The sequence below is a fragment of the Streptomyces sp. NPDC086554 genome, from assembly GCF_040686095.1.
Taxonomy (GTDB): domain Bacteria; phylum Actinomycetota; class Actinomycetes; order Streptomycetales; family Streptomycetaceae; genus Streptomyces.
In genome coordinates, this window is record NZ_JBFBJK010000015.1 from 179314 (window position 1) to 205871 (window position 26558).

The following is a 26558-nucleotide window of genomic DNA, read 5'->3' on the forward strand; positions in this document are numbered from 1 at the left end:
CCGGATGGACCGCTGTCACCACTCCAGCGACCACGGCCTGCCCGAGCCCGCGAAGTGCCCAACGTTCACACACTCGGTCGCCCCGATGCGCATCCGCCGGGTCAGCGGCTGATGGACGTGGCCGAAAAGTGCGTATCTCGGGCGGGTCTTGTGAATGGCCGCGAGCAGCGCCCGGCTGCCCCGCTCGAAGCGGCGCGCGACGGTGTCGTACACGAGCTCGGGAACCTCCGGCGGGATGTGCGTACAGAGCACGTCGACCTCGCCGACGGCCTCGATCTTGGCCGCGTACTCCTCGTCGCTGATCTCGTAGGGCGTCCGCATGGGCGTGCGCAGACCGCCGCCGACGAAGCCGAAGACCCGCCCGCCGATCTCGGCGCGCTGGCCGTCGAGGACGGTGGTGCCGGGCGCCGCGTACTCGGACCACAGCATCGGTATGTCGACATTGCCGTATGTGGCGTACGTAGGCGTGGGGAAGGCGGCGAAGAGTTCGGCGTACTGCTTGCGCACCGCGCGCTCGATGGCCGGTCCCCTGTCGATGCCCGCCCACAGTTGCTTGCCGAGCTCCCTGGCCTCGTGGAAGCGGCGCGCGGTGCGCAACTCGACAAGACGGTCGGCGTTCTCCTCTCCGAAGAGGTCGGGGAAGATGCCGCGCGAGTGGTCGGCGTAGTCGAGGAAGAGCACCAGGTCACCGAGACAGATGAGCGCGTCGGCGCCCTCGCCCGCGCGGGCGAGATCCTTTGTGTTGCCGTGCACGTCACTGACCACATTGACCCGGAAACCTGGCATGCCGATCACCCTAGAACGAGCGGGCAGAGGTGGGTAGAGGCCTCAGGAGCGGGCGGACCTGCGGTTACTTCCGAGTCGGGAAGAGCGTGGCGTACTGTGCGGTTCAGACCACAACGACGTGTGACGCACCGAACATCTGGCCCGGACCCCCTACCGGACAAGCCATACCCATGGGTAACGTCCGGGCAGTCCAGTAGTGCTCCAGTTCAACTTCCCCCCGGGAGCACCTGCCCGATCTTGGACCGCACCGTCGCATCGCACAACGTCGTGGCGCCGGCGCCCTATGTAGGAGCAGCAGTCTTGCGCGAGTTCAGCCTTCCGGCCCTGTACGAAGTCCCCGCGGACGGCAATCTGACCGACATCGTCCGCAGAAATGCCGTGCAGCACCCGGATGTCGCCGTCATCGGCCGCAAGGTGGACGGCACCTGGCAGGACGTCACCGCCAAGAACTTCCTCGCCGAGGTGCGCGCCGCCGCGAAGGGGCTCATCGCCTCCGGCGTGCGGCCCGGCGACCGGGTCGGCCTGATGTCCCGTACCCGGTACGAGTGGACGCTCGTGGACTTCGCGATCTGGAGCGCGGGCGCGGTCACCGTGCCGGTGTACGAAACGAGTTCGGCCGAGCAGATCCAGTGGATCCTGGGTGACTCCGGCGCCGTGGCCATCGTCGTCGAGTCGGACGCGCACACCGCCGCCGTCGAGTCCGTACGCGACCGCCTGCCCGATCTGGTGAACGTCTGGCAGATCGACAAGGGCGGCGTCGACGAGCTGAACCGCGCGGGCGGCGACATCTCGGACGAGACCGTCGACGAGCGCAGCGCGGTCGCGGGCGCCGACGACCCGGCGACCATCGTCTACACCTCGGGCACCACGGGCCGCCCCAAGGGCTGTGTCCTCACGCACCGCAGCTTCTTCGCTGAGTGCGGCAACGTGGTGGAGCGCCTGAAGCCGCTGTTCCGCACCGGCGAGTGCTCGGTGCTCCTCTTCCTCCCCGTCGCGCATGTCTTCGGGCGTCTCGTCCAGGTCGGCGCGCTCCTTGCGCCCATCAAGCTGGGCCACGCGCCCGACGTCAAGAACCTCACGGATGAGCTGGCCTCGTTCCGGCCGACGATGATCCTGGGCGTCCCGCGCGTCTTCGAGAAGGTCTACAACTCGGCGCGCGCCAAGGCGCAGGCCGACGGCAAGGGCAAGATCTTCGACAAGGCCGCGGACACGGCGATCGCGTACAGCCGCGCGCTCGACACCCCGAGCGGTCCCTCGCTCGGCCTGAAGATCAAGTACAAGACGTTCGACAAGCTGGTCTACAGCAAGCTGCGGGCCGTGCTCGGCGGTCGCGGCGAGTACGCGATCTCCGGCGGCGCGCCGCTGGGTGAGCGTCTGGGCCACTTCTTCCGCGGCATCGGCTTCACGGTCCTGGAGGGCTACGGCCTGACGGAGTCGTGCGCGGCCACCGCCTTCAACCCGTGGGACCGCCAGAAGATCGGTACGGTCGGCCAGCCGCTGCCGGGCTCCGTGGTGCGGATCGCCGACGACGGCGAGGTGCTGCTGCACGGCGAGCACCTGTTCACGGAGTACTGGAACAACGAGGGCGCGACCGAAGAGGCGCTCGCCGACGGCTGGTTCCACACCGGCGACATCGGCACGCTCGACGAGGACGGGTATCTGCGGATCACCGGCCGCAAGAAGGAGATCATCGTGACGGCGGGCGGCAAGAATGTCGCTCCCGCGGTGATCGAGGACCGCATCCGCGCGCACGCCCTTGTCGCCGAGTGCATGGTCGTCGGCGACGGCCGGCCCTTCGTGGGCGCGCTCGTCACGGTCGACGACGAGTTCGTGGGCCGCTGGGCCTTGGACCATGGGAAGCCCGCGGACTCCACGGCTGCGTCGCTCCGGGAGGACCCGGATCTGCTCGCGGCGATCCAGAGCGCCGTCGACGACGGCAACGCGGCGGTCTCCAAGGCGGAGTCCGTACGCAAGTTCCGCGTTCTTGCTACGCAGTTCACGGAGGAGTCGGGGCATCTGACTCCGTCCCTGAAGTTGAAGCGGAACGTTGTGGCGAAGGATTACGCGGACGAGATTGAAGCGCTTTACCGCGGGTAGCGCGAGCGGTGCGCCCACTCGCCGTGGGGGGCTTGTTTTGTTTCGCGACTGCCGGTCGCGGCTGGTTGCTCGCGCAGTTCCCCGCGCCCCTGACGGGGCGCTGCGCAGCGCCCCGTCAGGGGCGCGCTACAGAAGTTCCTTAAGCCTCTCCGCCAAGAGATCCCAGCGCCACCGCTCCTCCACCCACTCCCGGCCCCGCTCCCCCATCCGCGCCCGCAGCTCCGCGTCACCGAGCAGGGTGACGATCCGGTCGGCGGCGTCCTCCGGGACGCCCCCGCGGACGACCCACCCCGTCTCCCCGTCAAGCACCGCGTCCGGCGCACCGCCGGAGTCACCGGCGACGACGGGAAGGCCCGTCGCCGAAGCCTCCAGGTAGACGATGCCGAGGCCCTCCACGTCAAGGCCGCCCCGCCGGGTCCTGCACGGCATCGCGAAGACATCGCCCGCCCCGTAGTGCGCGGGGAGTTCCTCCCACGGCACCGCGCCGGTGAAGCGGACCGACTCCGAGACGCCCGTCTCGGCGGCCAGCTTCCGCAGCTCCTTCACGTAAGGGCCGCCTCCGACCACCAGGAGAACCGCTTCAGGCTCCCGGGCCAGAATCCGCGGCAGAGCGAGGATCAGCGTGTCCTGCCCCTTGCGCGGCACGAGCCGCGAGACGCACACCACGACCGGCCGGTCGGTCAGGCCGAGGCGGGCGCGTACGGCGTCGCCGCCCGAGCCCGGGTGGAACGTCTTCTCGTCGACGCCGGGCGGCAGTTGGACCATCCGCCCCGCCGCGGCGGGCGTCAGCGCGGCGGCGATCCGGGATCGCGTGTACTCACCGAGATAGGTGATCGTGTCCGTCGACTCGCCGATACGGCGCAGGAGTTGACGGGAAGCGGGCAGTTGGGCCCAGCCCGCCTCATGGCCATGGGTGGTCGCCACGAGCCGCTTCGCGCCCGCCTTGCGCAGCGCGGGCGCCATCAGCCCCAGCGGCGCCGCCGCCCCGAACCACACCGACGTACAGCCGTGTTCACGCAGCAGCGAGACCGCGCGCCGGGTGACGCGCGGGGTCGGGAGCAGCATCGTCGTGGGGTCGCGTACGACCTTGAAGGGCTGCTCGGCGTCGAAGGCGGCCGTCGCCTCCGCGCCCTCGCGGCCGCGCTTCCAGGTCGAGGCGTAGACGACGAGCTGCTCGGGGTCCAGGCGAAGGGCCATGTTGTGCAGGAACGCCTGGATGCCACCGGGCCTGGGCGGGAAGTCGTTCGTGACGATCAGGGTCTTGTGCATCGTCGCCGACAGTACCGAAAGCCGGGCAGAGCGCCGAACGGCCCCGCCTCTTGGCTCATTCACCGCCCCGCCTCTTGGCCCATCCACAGCTCCGTCCGCCATCATGGCTCCCGAATCACAATGAACCGGCTGAAAAGGGGCGTGGTGGCGCATGGTGCGGATCCTGGCCGTCTGGGGCCTGACCCGGACCGTCCTGCTGCTCTGCGTCCTCAGGGTCCTCGCCGCCCCGGGCCCCGACGTGACCAGCGACGTCTGGGTCATCTACCAGGGCTGGTACGAGGTCCTGCGCACCGGCACCTTCCCGCTCGACGACGTCACCTGGCAGTACCCGCCCGCCGCCGCCCTCGCGATCCTCTCCCCCGCCCTGCTGCCCTTCCTCGGCTACGGCACCGCCTTCTTCATCCTCGCGTTCCTCGCCGACGCGCTGGTCATCGGACTGCTCCTGTACGCGGGGCGGCAGCCCGGCAAGTCGCTCCGGGGAGCCTGGGTGTGGGTCACGGGCGTGGCACTGCTCGGGCCCACCGTGTACGCCCGTTACGACCTGATGGTCACGGCCGTCGCGGTCGCCGCGCTGCTCGCGGGGGCCCGGCATCCGCGCGCGATGGGTGCGCTCGCGGGCTTCGGCGCGCTGCTCAAGGTGTGGCCGGCGCTGCTGCTCATCGGCACGCCACGCGCGCGTGCCACCCGGCGCTCCTGGGGCACCGCGGCCGCCACGGCGCTCGGTCTCACCCTCGCCTTCCTGGTGGCGATGCCGGGTGCGCTCGCCTTCCTGACCTTCCAGCGCGACCGGGGCACCGAGGTCGAGTCGCTCGGCGCCCTCGTCTTCCATGTCGCCCGGCACTTCGGCTGGAGCGGCCAGGTGCAGCTGAACTACGGCTCGGTGGAGTTCCTCGGCCCGTACGTCCCGCTGGTGAGCACGGTGGCGCAGGCGCTGTCCGTGGCGGCCTGCTGCTGGCTGCTCGTGTGGCGGCTGCGGGCGCGTGCCTGGTCGGCGGGCACGGTCGCGGACGCGGCCTTCGTCGCCGTGCTCCTTTTCACCGTGACGAGCCGGGTGATCAGCCCGCAGTACATGGTCTGGCTGGTGGGGATCGCCGCCGTGTGCCTGGCGTTCCGTACGAGCCGGATGGTGCTGCCCGCACGGCTCGTCCTCGCGGCCACGTTCGTCACGTTCCTGGAGTTCCCCGTCTGGTTCTCGCACGTGGTGGCCAGCGATCCGCCGGGCATCGCACTGCTCTTCGTACGCAATGGTCTGCTCGTCGCGGCGGCGCTGCTCGCCTGCCGGAGCCTGTGGCGGCGGACGGTGTCCGAGCCCCGCGCCCGGGAACGCGGCCTTGAACCCGAAGAGGTCAGCCGAGCTCAGCGCGCAGATACGTACGCCACCGCGCCGTGAACTCCTCCGGGGTGATGTCGAGGACGTCCCGCAGGGCGTCCTCCACCGCGCCGGGCCTCTTCTTGTGCTCGCCGACCGCTTCGTAGAACGCCGTCAGACGTTCCTCGCCCCACTGGTCCGCGATCATCCGGCAGGCAAGCCACGCCCCTTCGTACGCCCGCGCAAGCTTCCCCGCGTCCCCGCTGAAGCCGAAGTCACCGTCCTCGGGCAGCGCTCCGGGCAGCCGCTCCTCCTGTACGGCGCGCCGCAGTTCGGGCGCGGCCTGCGCCGCGGTGCGGCCCGTGCCGCGGTAGCCCACCCAGTCGGCGAAGCCTTCGGAGAGCCAGAGCGGGGTGGCCGACGATGTGTGCGCGCGGGTCGCGACATGGGTCGTCTCGTGGGTGATGACGACCTGCTTGCCGAAGGCGCCGAGCACGCCGTACGCCTCCGGGTTGATGATGATCCGGTCGGCGGGCGCCTGCCCGGAGCCGCCGGCCTCCCCCGTGGTCACCGCCGCGATCCCCTGGTAGCCGGAGGCGGGCGCCCCGAGCAGCCCCGCCATGCCGTCGAGGGACTTGGGCACGAGGACGACGACCTGCCCGGGCCACTTCCCGTGCCAGGCGTCCCGCACCAAAGGCACCGCGCGGTCGGCGAGCTCCGCGTACGCGCGCAGCTCCGTGGTGGCCGCGTCCCCGCGCCCGACGCCCATGACGAGGCTGTGGTCGCCCCGTACGGCCGAAACGGGCCCCTGGTCCCAGAGTTGCTCGCTGGCCTTCTTCGCGGGGCGCTCGGCGGCGACGTACCACTGCCCGTCGCGCTCCTGGAGCAAGAGCGTGCGCGTCGTGCTGAGCGGCGCCCTGTCGTAGCCCTTGATCCGGTACCGGAGCTCGGCGGTCGCCGTGGCCCGCGCGCCGTCCCGGTCGAAGGCGGTCAGGCGGTACCCCCACGACGCGAGCGGGAGATCACGGAGGTTGTCGTAAGCCTCGGCGGGCCTGCCGGTCGCGCGGTACGCGGCGGCGTCCCGGTCGAGCACCGCGTCCGCGCGCCGGTCGAGCAGTCTGCGCACGTCGCCGGGGGCGGCATCGGGCGCCGAAGGGCCGCCGCACCCCGCGAGCAGCGCGGCACAGAGGCCCAGCACCGCCCACCCACGCCCGCGACCAGCCATGACTCAGATCGTACGGGCAGCGGGCGGCGAGCCGCCGGTCAGATCCGCGTCACCGAGGACACCGGCATCATGCCCACCGGGTCGTAGCGCACGGCCGCGCCGGGGTAGGGCGCGTGCACGACCTGGCCGTTGCCCATGTACATCCCGATGTGGCTCGCGTCGTCGCGGTAGGTGATGAGGTCGCCGGGCTGCGCCTGGCCGAGCGGCACCTGGCGCCCGGCGTACCGCTGCGCCTGCGAGGTGCGCGGCAGGCCGACACCCGCCTGTGCGTACGACCACTGGGTGAGGCCCGAACAGTCGAAGCCGAAGGGGCCGTTGGCGCCCCACACGTACGGATTGCCGACCGCCGAGCGCGCCGCGGCGATCGCGGCGGCGGCCCGCGACGATGCGGGCACCACGCCGCCGAGGTCGGGCAGGCCATCGCGTCCCGAGCGCGACGCCCTGTCGTACGCGTCGCGCTCGTCGGACGGCAGCGAGTTGAGCAGCCGCCGCGCCTTGGCGAGCTTGTGCTCGACGCTGCGCTTGTGGCGGGCCACCGCCTTGCGGCTCTCCTCGAGCTCGGCGAGTTTGCCGGTCGCCTCCGTGCGCTCCTGGGAGAGGGCGCGCTGGGCCTTCTGCAGATCGGTCAGTTCGTCGGCCTGCCGGGCGCCGATGCGGGCGAGCGCCGCCGCCTTGTCGAGATAGCCGGCCGGGTCGGAGGAGAGCATCAGGGCGAGCGACGGGTCGATGCCGCCGGAGCGGTACTGGGCCCCGGCGAGCGCGCCGAGGGCGCCGCGCATCTTGTTGATGCGCTCCTGGCCCCGGGCGACGCTGTCCTTGGCCAGCTGAACCTGCTCACGCAGGATGTCGGCGCGCTCGTCGGCCTTGTTGTACGACTCGGTGGCCTTCTCGGCCTGCTCGTAGAGGCGGTCCACCTTGGCCTTGGTGGTGGCCGGGGTGTCCTGCGGTGCGGCGCCCGCCGGTGCGGCGGCGAGTGCGGCGGCCGCGGTGGCCGCGGTGGCCGCCGCGACGGAAATAACGGTGACGCGGGTGCCACGCGCACCCCGGTCGATTCCGGAATCTGCGGGACGACGATGGGATCCCAAGGGAAGCCGCTCTCCTCTTCCGCTGACGCCCCCGACGGTCGGGGAAGGCGCGCGACATTGACGTCCTCCACGGCACGGCGGCCGAGGCTCCGGCCTGTCGGCCCACGTCGCGGACCGGCTTCCGGCGGGTTCCTGCTTCACGGGCCCCTGCCGGACGCTGTGTTCCGGTCTCGCGCGAGCCTCCACAGGCGTCACTTCCCGCCCGTCCGGCGGTAGGCCCGTCGGCCGGAGCTGACGGACAGCGCGCAAGCTATCACGCAGTGCGACGGGGATCGCCTGTACACAGCCGGACGCCCCGCCATCGACGCAGGTCGAGGACGGGGCGTTGAGTCAGCGGGAGTTGGCGGAATTCGCCCGTTCGGGCGGCACGCCGGTCGTTTCAGATGCGGGCCGCCGGACGGGAATCCGACCGGAAGTCAGATACGGACGCCGAACTGGAAGGAGCCGATGGTGGACATCGACTCGTAGCGCACCACGGCGCCCGGCTTCGGGGCGTGGAGCACCTGGCCGTTGCCCGCGTAGAAGCCGACGTGCGCGAGGCTGTTGAAGAACACCAGGTCGCCCGGCTTCAGCTCGGAGCGGCCGATCTTCGTGCCGTCGTTCTGCTGGGTGTAGGTGGTGCGGGTGATCTGCACACCGGCCTGGTTGTAGCCCCACTGCGTGAGGCCGGAGCAGTCGTAGGAGTTGGGGCCGCTGCCGCCGGAGACGTACGGCTTGCCGAGCTGGGTGGCCGCGGCGCTCAGGGCGGCCTGGCCGCGCTGCGATGCCGGGGCCTCCTTGCCGAGGTCCACGCGGTCGCCGGCGTCGCGGCTCGCGCGCTGCTCCTTGGCGGCGAGCTCGGCCTTCTCCTTGGCGGTCAGGGTGTTGAGCAGCTTCTGGGCGGCGCCGAGCTTGCTCTGGACTTCCTTCTTCTTCTTGCCCAGTTCCTTACGCGTTTCCGCGAGGTCGCTGAGCTTGTCGGACGCCTCCTTGCGCTCCTGCGCGAGGGTCCGCTGCTTGTCCTGGACCTTCTTGAGCGCCTCGACCTGCTGACTGCTCAACTGGTCCATGGTGGACGCCTTGTCGAGGTAGTCGTCCGGGTCGGCCGAGAGGAAGAGCTGGACGGAGGGGTCGATGCCGCCGGAGCGGTACTGCGCGCTGGCCATCGAACCGAGGCCGCTGCGCAGGTCGTTGAGGTCCTCCTGGCCGCGCGCGACCTTGTCCTGAAGCTCGCCGATCTCCTTCTCGAGCTTCTCCTGCTTCTCCTTGGCGCCGTTGTACCGGTCGGTGGCCCGGCCCGCGTCCTCGTAGAGCTTGTCGACCTTGGACTTGACCTCGTCCTTGCTGGGCTTCTCGCTCGGCGAGGCGTTGGCGGCCTGCGAGGTGAGTGCCACGGCAGCGGCGGCGGTTGCGGTGAGCACGGTCACACGGGCGCGGCTCGGCTGCTTGGGTCGACGGTGGGACGCCACGAAGGCGGCTCCTTCTTCCTCCAGCCGCCTACCGATCACCCGGTGGGCGGGTACCACCGCTGTCACCCCGGATGGGCGATCAACCGAGCGGCGGTTCGAGGCGAGACCCTAGTGATGTTCTTATGATCACTTCAAATCCTGACCAGCAAAAAGTCGCCGGTCGGGCGCATTCTTTACCGTTGACGCACAGGCGGTGACGGGCACTTGACGCTACGTTGCGTAAGCGCCGCCCCAATTCGGGCATAGGGAACAGGAGTTACTCGGGCACCCTTAGCCGCACAGAATCGGGCGTACGTCAGCCGCGCGAAAGCCGCTTCAGGAGGACGACCGAAGCGACGGGCCGCGCACCCGCCTTCGCGATCCCGTCGGCCACTTCGCGGTCGGTGGAGACGACGACCACGGGGCGCCCGGGAGGCTCGGCGCGCACCAGCTGGCGGATCAGTTCGTCCGCCGTGACGCCCGGCTTGGAGAAGAGGACCCGCACCCCGCGCGGCGGCGCGAGCAGTACGGGCGCGGCGAGTTCGGCCCCGTCGAAGACGCACGTGACCTCGGCGCCGGTCTGGGCGGCGAGCTGCGAGAGCGAGCCGAGCAGCCGAAGCCGCTGCTTCTCCAGGGGCATCGTGGGATAGCCGGTCTTGGTGACGTTGTAGCCGTCCACGACCAGATGCGCCTGCGGCAGCGCGAGGAGCTGGTCGAGGATGGCCGGATCGTTCTCGGAGAGCGCGCGGGCCGCGATGTCCTTCGGGGTCATCCGCCCCGGCTCGACGGCGTCCACGGTCTCGGCGGGCCGCACCGACACGGGCGGCAGGGCGAGTTCGCGGCGCAGCCCCTGGGTGGCCTCGAGGACCGTGTCCAGGAGCAGCCGCACCCGCATGTCCTCGACGCTGCGGCCCTCGCGGGCCGCCCGGCGGCTGGCCTCCAGGGCCGCCTCGGTCTCGCCGAGCCGGGCCTTGAGCCGCCGTGTCTCGCTCTCGGCGGCGGACACCTGCGCCTGGCCCTCCGCGCGTACGGCGTCGGCCTCGGCCGCCGCCTTGCGCAGGGCCGCCTCGCCGCGCTTGACGTCACTGAGTGCGCCGCGCAGCTTGCGATGCATCGATTCGGCTTCCTTCTTCGCCGACTCGAGCTCCGTGCGCAGCCGTTCCGTCTCGGCCTTCGTCTGGCCGCGGGCCGCCGCGAGCTCCTCGCGCAGCCGCTCCAGCTCGGCCCGGGTCTCGTCGTCGACGCGCTCGGCGTCCGCCCGCTGGGCCTCCTCGCCCGCGGCCGTCACCAGCTTCACCCAGCCGGTGGGGCGCAACACATAGGCCGCGGCCGCCACGTCGAGCGGGTCCGCGGCCGGGGGCGGAGAGCCCGCGTCCAGGGCACCGGTGAGCTCGGGCTGCGCCTCTCTGAGACGTTCGCCGATGCGCTGCCGGAAGAGCAGGTCGCCCTCCAGGGCTGCCGCCATCGCGTTGCCGGCGAACTTGGTGCGCCGGGTGGGCGTGAAGCGGGCGTACTGCCGCAGCTGTGCGGGCAGTTCGCTCACCGTGAGGCCGCCGAAGCCGTCCGAGACGATCTGGACGACCCTGCGGCGCACCCCGTCGGGCAGCGGGCGGTCGAGCACCTCAGCGGCGCCGTCGTCCGGCTCCCCGCTCGCGCTCTCCACCATCGCTCACCCCACTAGCTGTGCGGGGCCCGCTCCCTCAGGAGCCGGCACCCGGCCTGTCCACGAGTTCCACCTTGTCCACCGCGTTGCACCAGCGGCAGCGCACCGACTCGATGGTCTCACTGACCACCTCACGTTCCTCGACGTTCGACTCACCGGCCAGGTCGAGGTGCACATATTCGACGACCTTCGAAGAGCGGGTCACGTCGAAACGCGTGAGATTGCCGCAGAGCGTGCAGCGCCACCGGGTGGTGTCGGTCGGCAGAGGAACCGTCATCGTGGCTGTTCGCTTTCCTTCGGGATTCCATGGTGCGTGGTGCCCGTAACCCTAAGGCCTGTAAGGGTCTCCATGCGGCGGCCTCCACAGCGGCGAGGCGGTCTGTACGGGTAGCACCCGTTACGTCATGCTCTGTTCATGATCAACACATGGGGTGCGACGGCGGTCCGGCTGATCAGGGGCCAGTCGGCCCCGGTGACGTACGGCCTGATCGTCGCCTGCTGTCTGGTCTTCGTGATCTCCCCCTTGTCCGGGCTCAACCCCGGCTACGGCACCGGCGACGAACTGCTCGCCGCGCAGCAGGACTACTTCGCGCGGTGGGGCGTGGTCCCGTCGGAACTGATCAGCGGGGCGCCGCGGGCCGCGCTCGGCCCTCTCACCGCGCTCTTCGTGCACGGCAGCTGGCTGCATCTGCTCGGCAACATGCTCTTCCTCTACGTCTTCGGGGCGATGGTCGAGGAGCGCATGGGGCACCTCCGGTTCGCGCTCTTCTACCTCGGCTGCGGCTATCTCGCGCTGCTCGCCTTCGCGGCCGCGCACGCCGACTCCGACCAGACACTTGTGGGCGCGTCGGGGGCGATCTCTGCGGTGCTCGGCGCCTTCCTGCGGCTCTTCCCGAAGGCGCGGGTCACCAGCCTCTACCCGTTCCTCTTCTTCCTGCCGCTGCGCTTTCCCGCCTGGGTGGTGCTGCCGTTCTGGGTGACGCTGCAGTGGCTCGCCGCGCTGCAGCGCGGGCAGGGGCCCGGGGTCGCCTATCTGGCCCACCTGGTGGGCTTCTCGCTGGGCTTTCTCTACGCGTGGGTGCGGTATGGCCGGACGGATAGAGTGAAGAGGCCAGCACCGGCTACCGAGGGAGACAGTCAGCCGTGATCACCGCGATCGTGCTCATCAAGACCAGCGTCGACCGGATCCCCGAGATCGCCGAGTCGATCTCCGCACTCGACTGCGTCAGCGAGGTCTTCTCCGTGACCGGCACCTACGACCTGATCGCCATGGTGCGCGTCGGCCGCCACGACGACCTGGCCGATGTCATCCCCGGCAGGATCAGCAAGATCCCTGGTGTGGAGGCGACGGACACGCACGTCGCGTTCCGTACGTACTCGCAGCACGACCTGGAGGCGGCGTTCGCGATCGGCCTCGACTCCTAGGCGTTCGCACGGATTGCCGGATGAGGGTTTCTTCATCTGCGGCTCATGCTTCTGACGCACTGCGCCGCGCACCCTCGCAGTCATGGTCTTCTCCCACCGCATGGCCGCCCTGGCCGCCGTCGTGGCGATCCCCCTCGGCATCGCAGCGACCAGCTACGCCCTGACCGACAGCCCCGAGCCCCCCAAGGCCCCGCCCAAGGTGGAGCTGGAGAGCGGCTCGCCGTCCTCGTCGCCTTCGTCGCCGTCCTCGAAGCCCGCCACTCCCCGGCCGACGCCCAGCGACGAGACGGTGTCCCCGCCGCCGGTGAGCGAGAATTCCCCGGGCGATGGCAACGACGACGACGGCAACGAAGGCAGCGGCCGGGGCGACAACGACGACGACGGCCCCGGTGACGACGGCTGAGCGCCCGCACCGCTGGATATCCGCCCGTGTCCGCATCCTGCTCTGGCTGCTCGTGGTGATGACCGTCGCGCTCACCGCGGTCGCGGCCACCACCCGCTCCGTCCTGCTGCGCGACGTGGACCACCGCATCGACCGGCTGCTCGCCCAGGAGACCGCGGAGTTCACCAACCTCGCCCGCGAAGGGGTCGATCCGCACACGGGCGAGAAGTTCAGCACTCCCGACCCCCTCCTGCGGCTCTTCCTGTCCCGGCAGTACGCCGACCCCGACGAGGAGCTCCTCGGCCTGGTCGGCCGCCCCGGCAAGGCACCCGCGAAGAAGGAGCAGTCGCGCGAGCCGCGGATCGACCATCCGCTCGCCGAGGACACCGCCGCGCTGCGAACGGTCTTCGAGTCCCCCGACGCGACCGGCACACTGCACCGCGAGCGCGGCGAGGTCCGCTGGGCGAAGGTGGAGATCGCGGCGAGCGCCGACCATCCGGCGGCGTTCGTCGTCGCCTTCCACCCGGCGGGCGAACAGGCCAAGGCGGGCGACGTGTTCACGATGCTGCTCGCCATCTCCGGGGTCGCGCTCCTGATGACGACCGGCATCGGCTGGGCGGTCGCGGGCCGCATCCTCAAGCCCGTACGCCTGGTGCGTACGACCGCCGCGCAGCTCACCGAACAGGATCTGACCCGGCGCATCCCGGTGCAGGGAAGGGACGACATCGCGGCGCTCGCCGAGACGTTCAACGGCATGCTCGACCGCTTGGAGCGCGCGTTCGCCGCGCAGCGCGAGTTCGCCGACGACGCCGGGCACGAGCTGCGCACGCCCATCACCATCGTGCGCGGCCACCTGGAGCTGATGGGCGACGATCCGGGCGAGCGCGAGGAGACCGTCCGGATCGTGACGGAGGAGCTCGACCGGATGAGCCGCATCGTCGAGGACCTCCTCCTCCTGGCCAAGGCCGAGCGCCCCGACTTCGTCACCCCGGAGCCGGTGCAGCTCGCCGAGCTGACCGCGGACGTCTTCGTCAAGGCGCGGGCGCTCGGCGACCGCGACTGGCAGCTCGCCGAAGTGGCCGAAGGCGAGACCGCCCTCGACCCTCAGCGCATCACCCAGGCGATGGTGCAGCTCGCCCAGAACGCCGTCCAGCACACCGTCCCCGGCCGGCGTATCGGCATCGGATCGCGCAGCACGGCAGGACGGATCGAGCTGTACGTCGCCGACAGCGGGCCCGGCGTCCAGGCGCAGGACGCGGCGGTGATCTTCGAACGGTTCCGGCGCGGCACCGCACGGCGCGGCGCCCGCGCCACCGGCGCCGGACTCGGCCTCGCCATCGTGCGCGCGATCGCCGAGGGGCACGGCGGCCAGGTCGAGCTGCGGCCCACGGAAGGCGGCGGCGCCACCTTCGTACTCGTACTGCGAGAAGTACTGCGAGAACAGGAACCAGGACTGCCATGAACCGGATTCTCATCGTCGAGGACGAGGACCGCATCGCCTCCTTCGTCGAGAAGGGCCTGCGCGCCAACGGCTTCACCACCAGCGTCGTCGGCGACGGAGACGCGGCCTACCACTACGCCCTGACCGGCGGATTCGACCTCGTCGTCCTGGACATCGGCCTGCCGGGCAAGGACGGCTTCACGGTCCTGCGGCAGCTGCGCGAGTCCCGCGTGACCACGCCGGTCATCGTCCTCACGGCACGCGACTCGGTGCGGGATACGGTGGCGGGCCTTGAGGGCGGCGCCGACGACTGGATGACCAAGCCGTTCCGCTTCGAGGAGCTGCTCGCGCGGGTGCGCCTGCGGCTGCGCACGGCGGCGGGGGCCCCGGAGGTGACGGTGCTGCGCGGCGGGGATCTGACACTGGATCTGCGCACCCGCAGGGCGCGTTCGGGCGAGCGGACGGTGGATCTGACGGCACGTGAGTTCGTGCTGCTCGAACTGTTCCTGCGCCATCCGGGGCAGGTGCTCTCGCGGGAGCAGATCCTCTCCCATGTGTGGGGCTACGACTTCGACCCCGGGTCCAACATCGTGGACGTGTACGTACGGGCGCTGCGCAAGAAGTTGGGCGCCGAACGGGTGGAGACGGTGCGCGGGATGGGGTACCGGCTGCCGGGGTGATCGTCCGGATCGCCCGGTGAAGTTCCTTTCATCTACGGCTCATTGAGGGCTCACGGCCGGGCCGGAGGCTCGATGTGTGACCCTGAATCCCCGCCAAGCCATCACGCTGTGCATCGCCCTGAGTCTGTGCGCGCTGCTCGTGGTGCCCGGCAACTTCCCCGGCCTGAGCGGCGACGCGCGGCTCACCCTCGCCGTGTTCGCCCTGGCGACCTGCGCATGGATCGGTACGCCGATCGACGACACGTACATCGCGCTCGGCGCGGGGCTCGCGCTCACCGCGACCGGCGTGATCAGCAGCGACACCCTGTTCGGCACCCTCGGTGACGAGACGGTCTGGCTGCTGATCTGCGCCTTCGTGCTCGCGGCCGCCGTGGCCCGCAGCGGCCTTGCGGGACGGGCGGCGGCCTTCCTGGTCAGCGGGGCGGGCAGCGTACGGCAGTTGACGCATCTGACGACGGCCGCCCTGGTCGTCACGGCCTTCGCGGTGCCTGCCACGTCGGGTCGCGCCGCGCTCGCCCTGCCCGTCTTCCTCGCCCTCGCCAAGGTCCTCGCCGACCGCAAGCGCCTGGTGGTGATGCTGGCGCTGCTGTTCCCGACCGTGATCCTGCTCTCCGCGGTCGCAACCCTGATCGGCGCGGGAGCGCATCTGATCACGGTGTCGGTCCTGTGGGAGGCGACCGGCGAGCGGATCGGCTTCACGCAGTGGCTGCTGCTCGGCCTGCCGCTGGCCATCGCGTCGTCCCATCTGGCGGCGGAGGCCGTCCTGTTGACGACGACGCGGCGCGCGGACCGCAAGGGCCCGGTCCACATCACCGTCGAACAGCTCCAGGAGCACAGCGAGCAGCCGGTGACCGGAGCCTGGGAGCCCGCCGAGACCCGCTGCGCCCTCCTCCTTGCCACGGTCGTCGCCCTGTGGTGCAGCGAGCCGCTGCACCAAGTGCCGCCCGCCGTGGTCGCGTTGATCGGCGCGGTCGTCGCCTCGTCCCCCGCCCTCGGCACCGTACGCCTGAAGGACGCTCTGAAGACGGTGCCCTGGTCGCTGCTGCTCTTCATGGCGGCGACGATGGCGATGGGCGTCGCGCTCGCCGAATCGGGGGCGGCGAAGTGGCTGGTGGGCGGCGTTCCGCTGGATGTGCCGCCCTGGCTCTTCCTGACCGTCGTCGTCGCGGTCAGCACGGCCGCGCACCTCGTCCTGCAGTCCCGCTCGGCCCGCTCGTCGGTCCTGGTCCCGCTGGTCGTCGCGGCGGCCGTCGGCGCGGGCGTCAACCCGGTCGCGGCCGCCCTCGCCTCCACCGCCGCGGCGGGCTTCTGCCACACGCTGCCCGCGTCCGCCAAGCCGGTCACCCTCTTCGCCGAGGTCCCCGGCACCCCCACCTACACGCCGCGCGACCTGCTGCGCCTCTCCGCGGTCCTGGCGCCGCTGACGGCCGCGCTCGTGCTGCTCTTCGCCGTCGCGCTGTGGCCGCTGCTCGGCGTGCCCGTTCGCTGAACCCACCCGTGAATCCGCCCTGACGCCACCCTTGAATCCACTCTGGAGTCCGACATGCTGACCCGTTTCGCCATCGCCCCCAGCGGCTTCAAGGAGTCCCTGTCCGCGCAGTCAGCGGCCGAGGCCATCGCCGAAGGAGTACGCCGTGTCGTGCCGGACGCCGTGACCGATCTGATCCCCCTGGTGGACGGCGGCGAGGGCACCGCGCGCGCCCTGGCCGCCACGGTCGGCGGACGGCTGGTCGCGCTGCCCGCCACCGGGCCCGTCGGCCAGCGGATCGGCACGCACTTCGCACTGCTTCCCGACGGCACGGCGGTCGTCGAGATGGCGGCGGTGGCCGGGCTCTCGCTGGTCCCGCGCGATCTGCGCGACCCGGGCGCCACGACGACGTACGGCGTGGGCGAGCTGATCCGCGCCGCCCTGGACGCGGGGGCCCGCCGCATCCTGGTGGGCTGCGGCGACTCCGGCACATCGGACGGCGGCGCGGGGGCCCTGCAGGCGCTCGGCGCCCGCCTCCTGGACACGGACGGCTGGGAACTCCCGCCCGGCGGACGTGAGTTGACCCGCCTGAGCCGCATCGACCCGTCAGGCCTCGACCCGCGCCTGAAGGGCACCGAGATCCGAGTCGCCTGCAACCCCTTCAACGTCCTGACCGGCGACCGCGGCGTGGCCCGCGTCTTCGGCCCCCAGAAGGGCGCCACGCCCACCCAGGTCGAGGTACTCGCGACGGCCCTTGAACACTGGGCGCACATCCTCACCCGCGACCTGCACACCACGGCGGACCTCGCCCTCGGCCCCGGCACCGGCGCATCCGGCGGCCTCGGCGCCGGCCTCGCGGCGCTCGGCGCCCAGCTGCTCCCCCGCTTCGACGTCCTGCTCGACCACCTGGACCTGGACGCCCACCTGGCCCGCGCCGACCTCGTCGTCACCGCCGAGGGCGCCCTGGACCACCAGACGCCGCGCGGCAAGGTCCCCGCCGAGGTGGCAAGGCGCGCCAAGCGGTCGGGCCGTCCGGTGCTCGTCCTCGCGGGCACCATCGGCCAGGGCGCGCACCACGTACGGGCGGCGGGCGTGGACGCCTACAGCGCGATCCTGCCCGCCCCGGTCTCGCTCACCGAGGCGCTCGGCCGGGGCGGCGAGTTCCTCACCGATGCGACCGAGCGTGCCCTGCGGATGATCCAGATCGGCACCAGGCTGCCCTCGTCACGGCCTCAGGCGGTGGTGTCCGGCACACAACGCCCGTCCTCGGTGCGGTAGTTCCACCGCGCACCGTCCGCCACCAGCTCCTTGACGGCGCGCACGAAACGCTCGACATGCTCGTCGGGGGTGCCCGCGCCGAAGCTCACGCGGATCGCGTTCAGCGACTTCTCGCCGGGCGCGGCCTCGGGAGCACCGCACTCGCCCTGGGTCTGCGGGTCGCTGCCGAGCAGGGTGCGCACCAGCGGGTGGGCGCAGAAGAGACCGTCGCGTACGCCGATGCCGTACTCGGCGGAGAGCGCGGCCGCGAAGTGCGAGCTGTTCCAGCCCTCGACGACGAAGGAGATGACGCCGACGCGCGGGGCGTCGTCGCCGAAGAGCGAGAGCACCTTCACGGCGGGCACCTCGGCGAGGCCCTCGCGGACCTTGGCGATCAGGTGGTTCTCGCGGGCGACGAGCTCGTCGAAGCCCGCCTCGGTCAGCGCCTTGCAGGCGGAGGCGATCGAGTACACGCCGATGACGTTCGGCGAACCGGCCTCGTGCCGAGCGGCGGTGTCGTGCCACTCCACGTCCACACCGCCGTCCGTACGCCGCGCGACCTTCCGCGATGCACCGCCGCCGGCGAGGTAGGGCTCTGCCTCCTGCAGCCAGTCGGAGCGGCCCGCGAGGACGCCCGAGCCGAAGGGCGCGTACAGCTTGTGCCCGGAGAAGGCGACCCAGTCGACGTCCAACTCGCGTACGGAGACGGGGTGGTGGGGCGCGAGCTGCGCGGCGTCGAGGACGATACGGGCGCCGTGCGCGTGGGCGGCGGCGGCGAGTTCCTTCACCGGCCACAGCTCACCGGTGACGTTCGACGCGCCGGTCACGCAGACCAGGGCGGGCCCGTAGGGTTCGCGGTCGGCGAGGGCGCGCTCCAGGGTGGCGACGGCCTGGTCGGCGGTGCGCGGGGCGTTCAGGTACGTCACGCGGGCGTCGCGCCAGGGCAGCAGCGAGGCGTGGTGCTCGGTCTCGAAGACGAAGACCTGGCAGTCGGCGGGGAGCGCGGCGGCGAGCAGATTGAGCGAGTCGGTGGTCGAGCGCGTGAAGACGACCTGGTCGCCCTCGCGGCAGTCGAGGAACTCGGCGACGGTGACGCGGCTGCTCTCGAACAGGTCGGTGGAGAGCTGCGAGAGGTACCCGGCACCGCGGTGCACGCTGCCGTAGTACGGCGCGTACGCGGCCACGTCGTCCCACACCCGCTGCAGCGCGGGCGCGCTCGCCGCGTAGTCGAGCGCCGCGTAGGTCACCTCGCCACCGGTGACGAGCGGCACGGTGACGTCACGGCCGAGGACTGCGAGGGGGGCACAGACGGACGAGTCGGCGGCAATGGCGGAAACAGACATGGCGAACTCCCGTGGAAGGCAAGCGAGTTCACTGCATCGACGCCCGTGCGACACGCAGGGCGGTGCAGTGATGAAGAGAAAAAAAGGGGGGTGCGGAAAAGGGGCCGGAAGCCCTATCGCATTCGCTTGCTCACGAGACTGCTCCCTCGAGGACCAGGACCCCAGGGTTCGCAGGGGTCCGCGCTTGCCATACGCCTTGCTGCGTACGACCTGGTCTTCACCCGGGGCACCCCGCCACGGACGGAGGGTTGCCGGACAGCGAGCCGGGGCCTAATCGCTGTCACTCATGACCTGTTGAGCATCTTGCCACACGATCTTCGACGCGCAAGGCGCAGTCCAGAATCCGGACTGCGCCTTGCGTCACATGCGGGGCCTGCGTCAGCGGTTGCTGGCCGCCACCCAGCGCTCCAGGGATCGCTTCGCGGCTCCCGAGTCGATCGCCTGCGCCGCCCTGGCCATGCCGGCCCTGATCTGCGCCGCGAACGGCTCGTCGGTCGGGTCGAGGGCGACCAGGGCCGCCGCCGCGTTCAGCAGCACGGCGTCCCGCACGGGCCCCGTCTCGCCGTCGAGCAGCCGCAGCGCGACCTCCGCGTTGTACGAGGCGTCGGCGCCCCGCAGCGCCTCGACGGGCACCAGGTCGATGCCGACGTCCCGCGGGTCGAAGGCCTCCTCGCGCACCTGCCCGTCCCGCACCACCCAGACCCGCGACGTCGACGTCGTCGTCAGCTCGTCGAGGCCGTCGTCGCCGCGGAAGACGAGGGACGAGTTCCCGCGCTCGGCGAAGACCCCGGCCACGATGGGTGCCATCCGGGGGTCGGCGACGCCGACCGCCTGGGAGCGGACCTTGGCCGGGTTGGTGAGCGGGCCGAGGAGATTGAAGACGGTCCTGATCCCCAGCTGGCTGCGCGCCGCGCCCGCGTGCCGCAGCGCCGGGTGGAACTTCACCGCGAAGCAGAAGGTGATCCCGGCTTCCTCGGCGACCTCGACGACCCGGTGCAGCGGCAGCTCCAGGTTCACCCCGAGCTTCTCCAGTACGTCGGAGGAGCCCGAGGCGCTGGAGGCCGCGCGGTTGCCGTGCTTGACGACCTTGGCGCCCGCGCCGGCGATGACGATCGCGGACATCGTGGAGATGTTGACGGTCTTCGCGCCGTCGCCGCCGGTGCCGACGATGTCGACGGTCCGGCCCGGCACCTCGATCAGATTGGCGTGCGCGTACATGGCGCGTACCAGACCGGAGATCTCCTCGACCGTCTCGCCCTTGGCCCGCAGCGCCACCACGAAGCCGGCGATCTGCGCGTCGGTGGCCTCGCCCCGCATGATGCGGTCCATGGCCCAGGCGGTGTCGTCGGCGCTCTGGTCGCGCCCGGAGAGCAGTCCGTTCAGTACGTCGGGCCAGGAACGGCCCGCCGCGGTATTGCCTCCTGCGGGGGTCACAGCGCTCATCTGCCGCTCCTGAGTTCGTATAAATGGGCCAAGGACACCCTATCCAGGTCCGGGGACGGCAAAGAGCCCCGTCCGCGCAATGGACGGGGCTCTTGCCGTGGCGACCTTGTGGTCAGAGCTCTTCGAGCTCAGGGATCAGTGGTGGCCGTGGCCGCTCGTGATCTCCTTGTACTCCTCGACGGTGGGCTTGGGGATCTGGCTTTCCTCCCCGTAGTAGCCCTTCGAGAGCTTGGCCCGGAGCTTCTGCGAACCGGACACCTTGCGCTCGACACCGTTCTCGTCGACCGTCGGGCCGATCTCGATCGGCTCGTACTGATGGTGCGCGGTGAGGGTGTGCAGCTGCTCCTGGTTGAGCGGCTCGTGGACCTCGATGAACTCACCGTGCGGCAGACGCTTGATGATGCCGGACTCGCGTCCGTGCAGCACCTTGTCCTTGTCGCGCCGCTGCAGACCCAGGCAGATCCGCTTGGTGATGATGAACGCGAGCACCGGGAAGACGAAGAAGGCGATCCGCACGAACCAGGTGATCGAGTTGATCGACAGGTGGAAGTGCGTGGCCCACAGGTCGTTTCCGCCGCCGATGAGCAGCACGAAGTACCAGGACATCCATGCGACACCGAAGGCCGTACGGGTCGGGGCGTTGCGCGGGCGGTCCAGGATGTGGTGCTCACGCTTGTCGCCGGTGACCCAGGACTCGATGAACGGGTAGACCGCGATCGCGACCAGGACCAGCGGGAAGATGATCAGCGGGACGAACACGCCGAGGACCAGCGTGTGACCCCAGAGGTTGATCTCCCAGCCCGGCATGAAGCGGATCAGGCCTTCGGAGAAGCCCATGTACCAGTCGGGCTGGGCTCCGGTGGAGACCTGGTCCGGGCGGTACGGGCCGAGCGCCCAGATCGGGTTGATCGTGGCGATCGCCGAGATGGCCGCGATGATGCCGAAGACCAGGAAGAAGAAGCCTCCGGCCTTGGCCATGTAGACCGGGAGCAGCGGCATGCCGACGACGTTCTTCTCGGTCCTGCCGGGGCCTGCGAACTGCGTGTGCTTGTGGAAGAAGACCAGGATCAGGTGGGCCACCAGGAGGCCCATCATGATGCCGGGCAGCAGCAGGATGTGGACCGAATAGAACCGGGCCACGAAGTCGCCGCCGGGGAACTCCCCGCCGAACAGGAACATCGACAGGTACGTACCGACGATCGGTACGGACAGGATCGCGCCCTGCATGAAGCGGACACCCGTGCCGGAGAGCAGGTCGTCCGGGAGCGAGTAACCGGTGAAGCCGGTGAACATGCCGAGGACGAGCAGCAGGAAGCCGAAGATCCAGTTGACCTCACGGGGCTTGCGGAAGGCACCCGTGAAGAAGACGCGCATCATGTGCACGAACATCGCCGCGAGGAAGATCAGCGCCGCCCAGTGGTGGATCTGCCGGATCAGCAGACCACCGCGCACATCGAAGCTGATGTGCATGGTCGAGTTGAACGCCTCGGACATCAGCTGTCCCTGCAGCGGGACGTAGCTGCCGTGGTACTCCACCTCGTTCATCGACGGGTGGAAGAACAGCGTCAGATACACACCCGTGAGGATGATGATGATGAAGCTGTAGAGCGCGACCTCACCCAGCATGAAGGACCAGTGGTCCGGGAAGATCTTGCGCATGTTGGCCTTGGCCAGGGAGTAGATCCCCAGGCGGCCGTCGGCCCAGTCGGCGACCCGCTCACCGGCGGGCGCCTGCTTACGCTTGTCGTTCGCCGAAGTGCTCATCCGCGCTCCCAGAATGCAGGACCGACGGGCTCTTCGAAGTCGCCGAGCGCCTCGAGGTAGCCCTCGTCGTTCACGCCGATGCGCAGCTGCGGCAGTGCGTGACCGGCCGGGCCGAAGATCACTCGGGCACCGTCGGAGAGGTCGAAGGTGGACTGGTGGCACGGGCAGAGGACGTGGTGCGTCTGCTGCTCGTACAGGGAGATCGGGCAACCCACGTGGGTGCAGATCTTGGAGTAGGCGACGATGCCGTCGTGCGACCAGTCGAGCTCGCGCTTGTCCTTGATGTTGTCCGGCTGGATCCGGACGATCATCAGGGCCGCCTTGGCGATCTGCACCTGGAAGTCGTGGTCGTGCTCCTCCAGGCCCTCGGGCTTGGCGAAGGTCAGCGAACCGACCGAGACGTCCGCCGGGCGCAGCGGCTCGTTCGTGTTCATGTTCACGAGCAGCTTGCCCTTGCCCCAGAGCGTGTGCCGCAACTTGTCCTCGGGCAGCGGACCGAGGTCACGCAGCAGGACGATGCCGGAGAGCGGCACCATGGCCAGCGCGCCGAACATCGTGTTGCGGATCAGCTTGCGCCGGCCGAACTGCGACTCCTCGGCACCGGCCTTGAAGTCGGCCATGACCTTGGCCTTGACCTCGGGCTCGGCGGCGATGGGGTGCCGCTCGTCGGCGACCTCCACGTCGGACATCAGGGTGCGGGCCCAGTGGACCGCACCCGCGCCGATGCAGAAGAGGGCGATACCGAGGGTCATCCCCAGCGAGAAGTTGAGCGCGCTGATGTGGCCGATGGGCCAGATGTAGACGCTCTGGTCGACCGGGAAGGCCACGAACGAGGCGATGAAGCCGACCGTGGCCAGCATCGAGAGCAGGAACATGAAGGCGACCGCGCGCTCGGAGCGCCGGGCGGCCTTCTCGTCGATGTCCTGGACCCGATGCTCATGGGGCGGCAGCCCCGGGTCGGCGAACGGGTTCTTCTCGTCCGCCACCGCTACCGAGCTGTGCTCGGCTTCCTGCGCGCTGGGCAGGTTCTCTTCTGGATTCTCTTGGCTACTCATGACTTCTTGGCCTTTGCGGTCCGAGCGGCGACCCACACGGCGACCGCGATCAGCGAGCCGAGGCCGAAGATCCAGCCGAAGAGGCCTTCACTGACCGGACCGAGGCCGCCCAGCGAGAGGCCGCCGGGGCTCTCGGTCTCTTCGCCGTTGACCGCGTCGAGGTACGCGATGATGTCCTTCTTGTTCTTCTCCGGCATGACCGTGTCGGGGAAGGACGGCATGTTCTGCGGGCCGGTCTGCATGGCCTCGTAGATGTGCTTCGGGGAGACATCCTCCAACGACGGGGCGAACTTGCCGTTCGTCAACGCGCCGCCTTCACCGGTGAAGTTGTGGCACTGCGCGCAGTTGGTGCGGAACAGCTCGCCACCCTTGGCGATGTCCGCGCCGTCCGGGCTGTACTGCTTCTCGGTGGGGATGTTCGGTCCGGCGCCCAGCGAGGCGATGTACGCCGCGAGCTGGTCGACCTGGGCCTGGTTGTAGATGGCCTTCTTCTTCGGCGCCTGGGCGCCCGGCTGCTGGAGCGGCATGCGGCCGGTGCTGACCTGGAAGTCAACAGCGGCGGCGCCGACGCCCACCAGGCTCGGACCGTCGGAGGACCCCTGACCGCCGGTTCCGTGGCAGCTGGAGCAGCCAACGGAGTAGAGCTTCTTGCCCTCGTCAATGGCGAGGGACTGGGCGGTGTCGTCGGCCTGCGCCTTGTCCGCGGGTGCGAACGCGGCGTACAGCCCCCCGGTGGCCGCCAGCGCGAGGAGTAGGACGACGACCGCCGCCAGCGGGTGGCGTCGTCGTGCGGAGAGCTTTTTCACGGATTACCCCGGTGTCAGGATCTTCTGCGTCGATGCTTCGGAATGGTTCGGTGTTCGGGCCCGGCTACTTGATCATGTAGATCGTGGCGAAGAGGCCGATCCACACGACATCGACGAAGTGCCAGTAGTAGGACACGACGATGGCTGCGGTCGCCTGCTCATGGGTGAACCTCTTGGCCGCGTACGTCCTGCCCAGGACCAGCAGGAAGGCGATGAGACCGCCTGTCACATGCATGCCGTGGAAGCCGGTGGTCAGATAGAAGACCGAGCCGTACGGGTCGGACGAGAGCGAGAGGCCCTCGTGCTTGACCAGCTCGGTGTACTCGTACACCTGGCCGCCGATAAAGACCGCACCCATGATGAAGGTGACGATGAACCACATCCGGAGCTTCTTCACGTCACCGCGCTCGGCGGCGAAAACGCCGAGCTGGCAGGTGAGGGAGGAGAGCACCAGGATCGTGGTGTTCGTCGCCGAGAACGGGAAGTTGAGGGCCGAAGCCATCTCCTTCCAGTGATCAGGACCTGTCACCGATCGCAGGGTGAAGTACATCGCGAAGAGGGCCGCGAAGAACATCAGCTCGGAACTGAGCCAGATGATGGTTCCGACGCTGGTGAGGTTCGGCCGATTGACCGGCGGGTGCGCGTGCCCGGTATCTACTGTCGTTGCTGTCGCCACGACCGACATTATGTCGGTCGCTTATCCCGCCCTCACCCCGGGGGGTGCCGTTCGGAGTGTCTACGGGGTGTGTCCTGCCCGTATGGCCCATCGAAGGGCTGTCCGAACCGCTGTTGACGGGGTGTCCGGAGGAGTAGCATCCGCGCATCGGTCCCCGGCCGAGAGCCCCACAGAGCCCTCTACGAAGCGGAGGAACCATGCAGCCGACCGCCACGGTGCTGGTCTACAGCGACAACGCGAGCACCCGCGAGCAGGTCCGGTTGGCCACCGGACGCAAGCCGGCTGCGGACGTCCCCGCGGTCGAGTTCATCGAGTGCGCGACGCTGCCCGCCGTGCTGAAGGAACTCGACCGGGGCGGCATCGACGTCTGTGTGCTCGACGGCGAGGCCAAGCCCGTCGGCGGCATGGGGGTCTGCCGTCAGCTCAAGGACGAGATCTTCCGGTGCCCGCCCGTGCTTCTGCTCATGGGGCGCCCGCAGGACGCCTGGCTTGCCACCTGGAGCCGCGCCGAGGCGGCGGTGACCCTTCCGGTCGAACCGGTCGAGTTCGCCGACACACTGGCCTCCCTGCTGCGCGTCAGGCCCGCCGTACAGGCCTGAGACGCCTACTTGGCGTACGAGAGACACGAGAGGGGCCCATGCCGCGCGTGGGCCCCTCTCGTACGTCTCCTGCGGCACTCTCAGACCTGGGGCCGCAGCCGGGCCGCGTCGACCGCCGTGGGGCCTTCCTTGACGCCTTCCAACAGGGCGCTGCCGCCCCGCCATTCCTTCCAGTCGACGTTCCAGTCGCCGAAGCCGTTGCCGAACGGATCCATGTCCGCGCCAGAGCTGTTGACGACCTTCACGATGTCGCCCTGCCGGACGGTCTCGTAGAACCAGGCGGCGTTGTCGGTGCTCATGCCGGTGCAGCCGTGGCTGGTGTTCGCGTTGCCCTGCGAGCCGACCGACCAGGGCGCGGCGTGCACATACTCACCGGAGTCGGTGACCCGCGTCGCGTAGTAGACCATTTTGTCGTAGAAGTCCGATGCGCCGATGCTGGCACTGGTCATCCGTACGGCGTACTCCTTGCCAAGGACCACCTTGACGCCGTTGCGCGTGGAGTAGCCGGGCCTGCCCGTGGTCACCGGGATGGAGTTGATCGCCTCGCCGTTGCGGTAGACCGTCATGTAGTGCGACCCGGCGTCCGTCACGGCCTCGATGCGGTCACCGATGGTCAGCCTCAACGGCTTGGCGTCGCCGCCCCAGAGCCTCTCGCGGACCTTGATGCCCTTGAGGTTGCTCCGCACGTTGATGGTCGCGCCCGTGGGCCAGTAGTCCTTGGGTCGGTAGTGCAGCGTCTTGCTGTCCACCCAGTGCCAGGCGCCCTCGGTGGCGGGCTGCGTCTGGACCTTCAGGGATCGCTCCACGACGGCCCTGGCCTTCTTGTCCTCCACCTTGGCGCTGAGCTTGGCCGTGACAGGCTGGCCGACGCCGTACTTGCCCGAGTCGGGGCCGAAGGTGACGTCGAGCCGCTTCTTCTTGGTGGGGACGTCGGTGCCGAGGGTCAGGACCTTGCGGCCCGGCGCGCCGCCCTCGTCCTCGGTGCTGACCCGCACCGTGTACTGGGTGCCTGCCGCCAGCGGCGCCGTGGTGTGCCAGCGGGCGCCGTCGGCGGTGAGTTCGCCGGCCACGTACCTCCCCTGCGCGTCGGTGGCCGTCACATCGGTGATGCGCCCGTCGTCGCCCTCGGCGGTGACCTCGAGGGGCTTGTCCGGATCCGCCTTCTGGCTGCCCACCGGGCCGTTGAAGGCGATCTGGCCTGCCGCGTCGTACGGCTTCGCCGAGAGCGGATGGTCGGAACTGCCGCACGCCGTGGCCCCGGCACCGAGGGCGGCCACCAGCATCGTGCAGCTCAGTACAGTGCGGATTCGCGGTGAGTGGCTCATGACGCCACGGTATGGAGGTTCGTCACCTCCGGC

At 70.2% G+C, this 26558-nt stretch carries 24 protein-coding genes and 1 riboswitch; of the genes, 10 read left to right on the top strand and 14 right to left on the bottom strand.

Translation table 11 applies throughout. The features are described from left to right. Positions 1 to 15: 15 nt before the first annotated feature. Positions 16 to 765, bottom strand: coding sequence for a metallophosphoesterase (locus tag AB0O76_RS25245; RefSeq protein WP_365495630.1), 750 nt, complete (start codon positions 763 to 765; stop codon positions 16 to 18). 321 nt (positions 766 to 1086) lie between these two features. Here AB0O76_RS25245 and AB0O76_RS25250 point away from each other — a divergent pair, with 321 nt between their 5' ends. Then, a complete protein-coding gene (locus tag AB0O76_RS25250) occupies positions 1087 to 2883 on the top strand; it encodes an AMP-dependent synthetase/ligase (RefSeq protein ID WP_365495462.1) in 1797 nt (598 codons plus the stop codon). 126 nt (positions 2884 to 3009) lie between these two features. On the opposite strand, the gene AB0O76_RS25255 is transcribed toward AB0O76_RS25250, so the two are convergent. After that, positions 3010 to 4152, bottom strand: coding sequence for a glycosyltransferase family 4 protein (locus AB0O76_RS25255; protein WP_365495464.1), 1143 nt, complete (start codon positions 4150 to 4152; stop codon positions 3010 to 3012). 151 nt (positions 4153 to 4303) lie between these two features. On the opposite strand from AB0O76_RS25255, the gene AB0O76_RS25260 reads away from it, so the two are divergent. Beyond that, positions 4304 to 5542, top strand: a complete 1239-nt coding sequence (locus tag AB0O76_RS25260; RefSeq protein WP_365495467.1) for a glycosyltransferase family 87 protein — start codon at positions 4304 to 4306, stop codon at positions 5540 to 5542. On the opposite strand, the gene AB0O76_RS25265 is transcribed toward AB0O76_RS25260, so the two are convergent. The 5 genes from AB0O76_RS25265 to AB0O76_RS25285 all read right to left on the bottom strand — a co-directional run bounded on the left by AB0O76_RS25265 (position 5499) and on the right by AB0O76_RS25285 (position 11138). Further along, on the bottom strand, positions 5499 to 6686 hold the full coding sequence (locus AB0O76_RS25265) for a hypothetical protein (RefSeq protein WP_365495470.1): 1188 nt from the start codon (positions 6684 to 6686) through the stop codon (positions 5499 to 5501). The two genes, AB0O76_RS25260 and AB0O76_RS25265, sit on opposite strands and share 44 nt — an antisense overlap. A 38-nt stretch (positions 6687 to 6724) precedes the next feature. Next, entirely contained in the window at positions 6725 to 7771 is a 1047-nt protein-coding gene (locus AB0O76_RS25270) for an NlpC/P60 family protein (RefSeq protein ID WP_365495473.1), read from the bottom strand. 416 nt (positions 7772 to 8187) lie between these two features. Continuing rightward, entirely contained in the window at positions 8188 to 9219 is a 1032-nt protein-coding gene (locus tag AB0O76_RS25275) for an NlpC/P60 family protein (RefSeq protein WP_360763165.1), read from the bottom strand. 295 nt (positions 9220 to 9514) lie between these two features. Then, on the bottom strand, positions 9515 to 10864 hold the full coding sequence (locus AB0O76_RS25280) for an NYN domain-containing protein (RefSeq protein ID WP_365495476.1): 1350 nt from the start codon (positions 10862 to 10864) through the stop codon (positions 9515 to 9517). Positions 10865 to 10898: 34 nt separating this feature from the next. Beyond that, a complete protein-coding gene (locus AB0O76_RS25285; RefSeq protein ID WP_135328915.1) occupies positions 10899 to 11138 on the bottom strand; it encodes a hypothetical protein in 240 nt (79 codons plus the stop codon). A gap of 138 nt (positions 11139 to 11276) precedes the next feature. On the opposite strand from AB0O76_RS25285, the gene AB0O76_RS25290 reads away from it, so the two are divergent. From AB0O76_RS25290 to AB0O76_RS25320, 7 genes are all read left to right on the top strand, one after another. Further along, positions 11277 to 12008, top strand: coding sequence for a rhomboid family intramembrane serine protease (locus AB0O76_RS25290; RefSeq protein WP_365495479.1), 732 nt, complete (start codon positions 11277 to 11279; stop codon positions 12006 to 12008). Beyond that, the gene (locus AB0O76_RS25295; RefSeq protein WP_365495482.1) at positions 12005 to 12286 is read left to right on the top strand and encodes an Lrp/AsnC ligand binding domain-containing protein; all 282 of its coding nucleotides are present in this window, start codon (positions 12005 to 12007) and stop codon (positions 12284 to 12286) included. Before AB0O76_RS25290 ends, AB0O76_RS25295 begins: the two co-directional genes overlap by 4 nt. Positions 12287 to 12368: 82 nt before the next feature. Continuing rightward, on the top strand, positions 12369 to 12689 hold the full coding sequence (locus AB0O76_RS25300; RefSeq protein WP_365495485.1) for a small secreted hydrophilic protein: 321 nt from the start codon (positions 12369 to 12371) through the stop codon (positions 12687 to 12689). Beyond that, positions 12676 to 14130: a HAMP domain-containing sensor histidine kinase gene (locus AB0O76_RS25305; protein WP_365495488.1), complete on the top strand. Its 1455-nt coding sequence runs from the start codon at positions 12676 to 12678 to the stop codon at positions 14128 to 14130. Before AB0O76_RS25300 ends, AB0O76_RS25305 begins: the two co-directional genes overlap by 14 nt. After that, the gene (locus AB0O76_RS25310; protein ID WP_365495491.1) at positions 14127 to 14789 is read left to right on the top strand and encodes a response regulator transcription factor; all 663 of its coding nucleotides are present in this window, start codon (positions 14127 to 14129) and stop codon (positions 14787 to 14789) included. The genes AB0O76_RS25305 and AB0O76_RS25310 overlap by 4 nt, the downstream gene beginning before the upstream one ends. Before the next feature lie 76 nt (positions 14790 to 14865). Beyond that, positions 14866 to 16278 carry an SLC13 family permease gene (locus AB0O76_RS25315; protein WP_365495494.1) on the top strand — a complete coding sequence of 471 codons (1413 nt, stop codon included), beginning with the start codon at positions 14866 to 14868 and terminating at the stop codon, positions 16276 to 16278. A 54-nt stretch (positions 16279 to 16332) separates the two neighbouring features. Beyond that, positions 16333 to 17535, top strand: a complete 1203-nt coding sequence (locus AB0O76_RS25320; RefSeq protein WP_365495497.1) for a glycerate kinase — start codon at positions 16333 to 16335, stop codon at positions 17533 to 17535. On the opposite strand, the gene AB0O76_RS25325 is transcribed toward AB0O76_RS25320, so the two are convergent. The 6 genes from AB0O76_RS25325 to AB0O76_RS25350 form a co-directional block, all read right to left on the bottom strand. Next, positions 17490 to 18857: an aminotransferase class V-fold PLP-dependent enzyme gene (locus AB0O76_RS25325; RefSeq protein WP_365495500.1), complete on the bottom strand. Its 1368-nt coding sequence runs from the start codon at positions 18855 to 18857 to the stop codon at positions 17490 to 17492. The genes AB0O76_RS25320 and AB0O76_RS25325 overlap by 46 nt on opposite strands. Positions 18858 to 19032: 175 nt before the next feature. Next, positions 19033 to 19149, bottom strand: a riboswitch (SAM riboswitch). Positions 19150 to 19235: 86 nt separating this feature from the next. Continuing rightward, on the bottom strand, positions 19236 to 20300 hold the full coding sequence (gene trpD, locus AB0O76_RS25330) for an anthranilate phosphoribosyltransferase (RefSeq protein WP_365495503.1): 1065 nt from the start codon (positions 20298 to 20300) through the stop codon (positions 19236 to 19238). Between the two features lie 135 nt (positions 20301 to 20435). Next, positions 20436 to 22064, bottom strand: a complete 1629-nt coding sequence (locus tag AB0O76_RS25335) for a cytochrome bc complex cytochrome b subunit (RefSeq protein WP_365495506.1) — start codon at positions 22062 to 22064, stop codon at positions 20436 to 20438. Continuing rightward, a complete protein-coding gene (locus AB0O76_RS25340; protein ID WP_365495509.1) occupies positions 22061 to 23119 on the bottom strand; it encodes a Rieske 2Fe-2S domain-containing protein in 1059 nt (352 codons plus the stop codon). Before AB0O76_RS25340 ends, AB0O76_RS25335 begins: the two co-directional genes overlap by 4 nt. After that, positions 23116 to 23925 (bottom strand): c-type cytochrome, encoded by an 810-nt coding sequence (locus tag AB0O76_RS25345; RefSeq protein ID WP_365495512.1) that lies wholly within the window; start codon positions 23923 to 23925, stop codon positions 23116 to 23118. Before AB0O76_RS25345 ends, AB0O76_RS25340 begins: the two co-directional genes overlap by 4 nt. A gap of 64 nt (positions 23926 to 23989) precedes the next feature. Beyond that, positions 23990 to 24610 (bottom strand): heme-copper oxidase subunit III, encoded by a 621-nt coding sequence (locus tag AB0O76_RS25350; RefSeq protein WP_365495515.1) that lies wholly within the window; start codon positions 24608 to 24610, stop codon positions 23990 to 23992. 188 nt (positions 24611 to 24798) lie between these two features. Here AB0O76_RS25350 and AB0O76_RS25355 point away from each other — a divergent pair, with 188 nt between their 5' ends. After that, the gene (locus AB0O76_RS25355) at positions 24799 to 25200 is read left to right on the top strand and encodes a hypothetical protein (RefSeq protein WP_365495518.1); all 402 of its coding nucleotides are present in this window, start codon (positions 24799 to 24801) and stop codon (positions 25198 to 25200) included. Positions 25201 to 25280: 80 nt separating this feature from the next. Here the strand turns inward: AB0O76_RS25355 and AB0O76_RS25360 are convergent, their stop codons facing one another. After that, positions 25281 to 26525 (bottom strand): Ig-like domain-containing protein, encoded by a 1245-nt coding sequence (locus tag AB0O76_RS25360; RefSeq protein ID WP_365495521.1) that lies wholly within the window; start codon positions 26523 to 26525, stop codon positions 25281 to 25283. Positions 26526 to 26558 lie beyond the last annotated feature (33 nt).

Excerpts from the sequence above, each read along its gene's own strand:
- AB0O76_RS25300 (WP_365495485.1), top strand. The coding sequence starts at position 12,369 with ATGGTCTTCTCCCACCGCATGGCCGCCCTGGCCGCCGTCGTGGCGATC.
- AB0O76_RS25285 (WP_135328915.1), bottom strand. The coding sequence starts at position 11,138 with ATGACGGTTCCTCTGCCGACCGACACCACCCGGTGGCGCTGCACGCTC.
- AB0O76_RS25260 (WP_365495467.1), top strand. The coding sequence starts at position 4,304 with ATGGTGCGGATCCTGGCCGTCTGGGGCCTGACCCGGACCGTCCTGCTG.
- AB0O76_RS25355 (WP_365495518.1), top strand. The coding sequence starts at position 24,799 with ATGCAGCCGACCGCCACGGTGCTGGTCTACAGCGACAACGCGAGCACC.
- AB0O76_RS25350 (WP_365495515.1), bottom strand. The coding sequence starts at position 24,610 with ATGTCGGTCGTGGCGACAGCAACGACAGTAGATACCGGGCACGCGCAC.
- AB0O76_RS25255 (WP_365495464.1), bottom strand. The coding sequence starts at position 4,152 with ATGCACAAGACCCTGATCGTCACGAACGACTTCCCGCCCAGGCCCGGT.
- AB0O76_RS25290 (WP_365495479.1), top strand. The coding sequence starts at position 11,277 with ATGATCAACACATGGGGTGCGACGGCGGTCCGGCTGATCAGGGGCCAG.
- AB0O76_RS25320 (WP_365495497.1), top strand. The coding sequence starts at position 16,333 with ATGCTGACCCGTTTCGCCATCGCCCCCAGCGGCTTCAAGGAGTCCCTG.
- AB0O76_RS25325 (WP_365495500.1), bottom strand. The coding sequence starts at position 18,857 with ATGTCTGTTTCCGCCATTGCCGCCGACTCGTCCGTCTGTGCCCCCCTC.
- AB0O76_RS25265 (WP_365495470.1), bottom strand. The coding sequence starts at position 6,686 with ATGGCTGGTCGCGGGCGTGGGTGGGCGGTGCTGGGCCTCTGTGCCGCG.
- AB0O76_RS25360 (WP_365495521.1), bottom strand. The coding sequence starts at position 26,525 with ATGAGCCACTCACCGCGAATCCGCACTGTACTGAGCTGCACGATGCTG.
- AB0O76_RS25310 (WP_365495491.1), top strand. The coding sequence starts at position 14,127 with ATGAACCGGATTCTCATCGTCGAGGACGAGGACCGCATCGCCTCCTTC.
- trpD (WP_365495503.1), bottom strand. The coding sequence starts at position 20,300 with ATGAGCGCTGTGACCCCCGCAGGAGGCAATACCGCGGCGGGCCGTTCC.
- AB0O76_RS25340 (WP_365495509.1), bottom strand. The coding sequence starts at position 23,119 with ATGAGTAGCCAAGAGAATCCAGAAGAGAACCTGCCCAGCGCGCAGGAA.
- AB0O76_RS25335 (WP_365495506.1), bottom strand. The coding sequence starts at position 22,064 with ATGAGCACTTCGGCGAACGACAAGCGTAAGCAGGCGCCCGCCGGTGAG.
- AB0O76_RS25280 (WP_365495476.1), bottom strand. The coding sequence starts at position 10,864 with ATGGTGGAGAGCGCGAGCGGGGAGCCGGACGACGGCGCCGCTGAGGTG.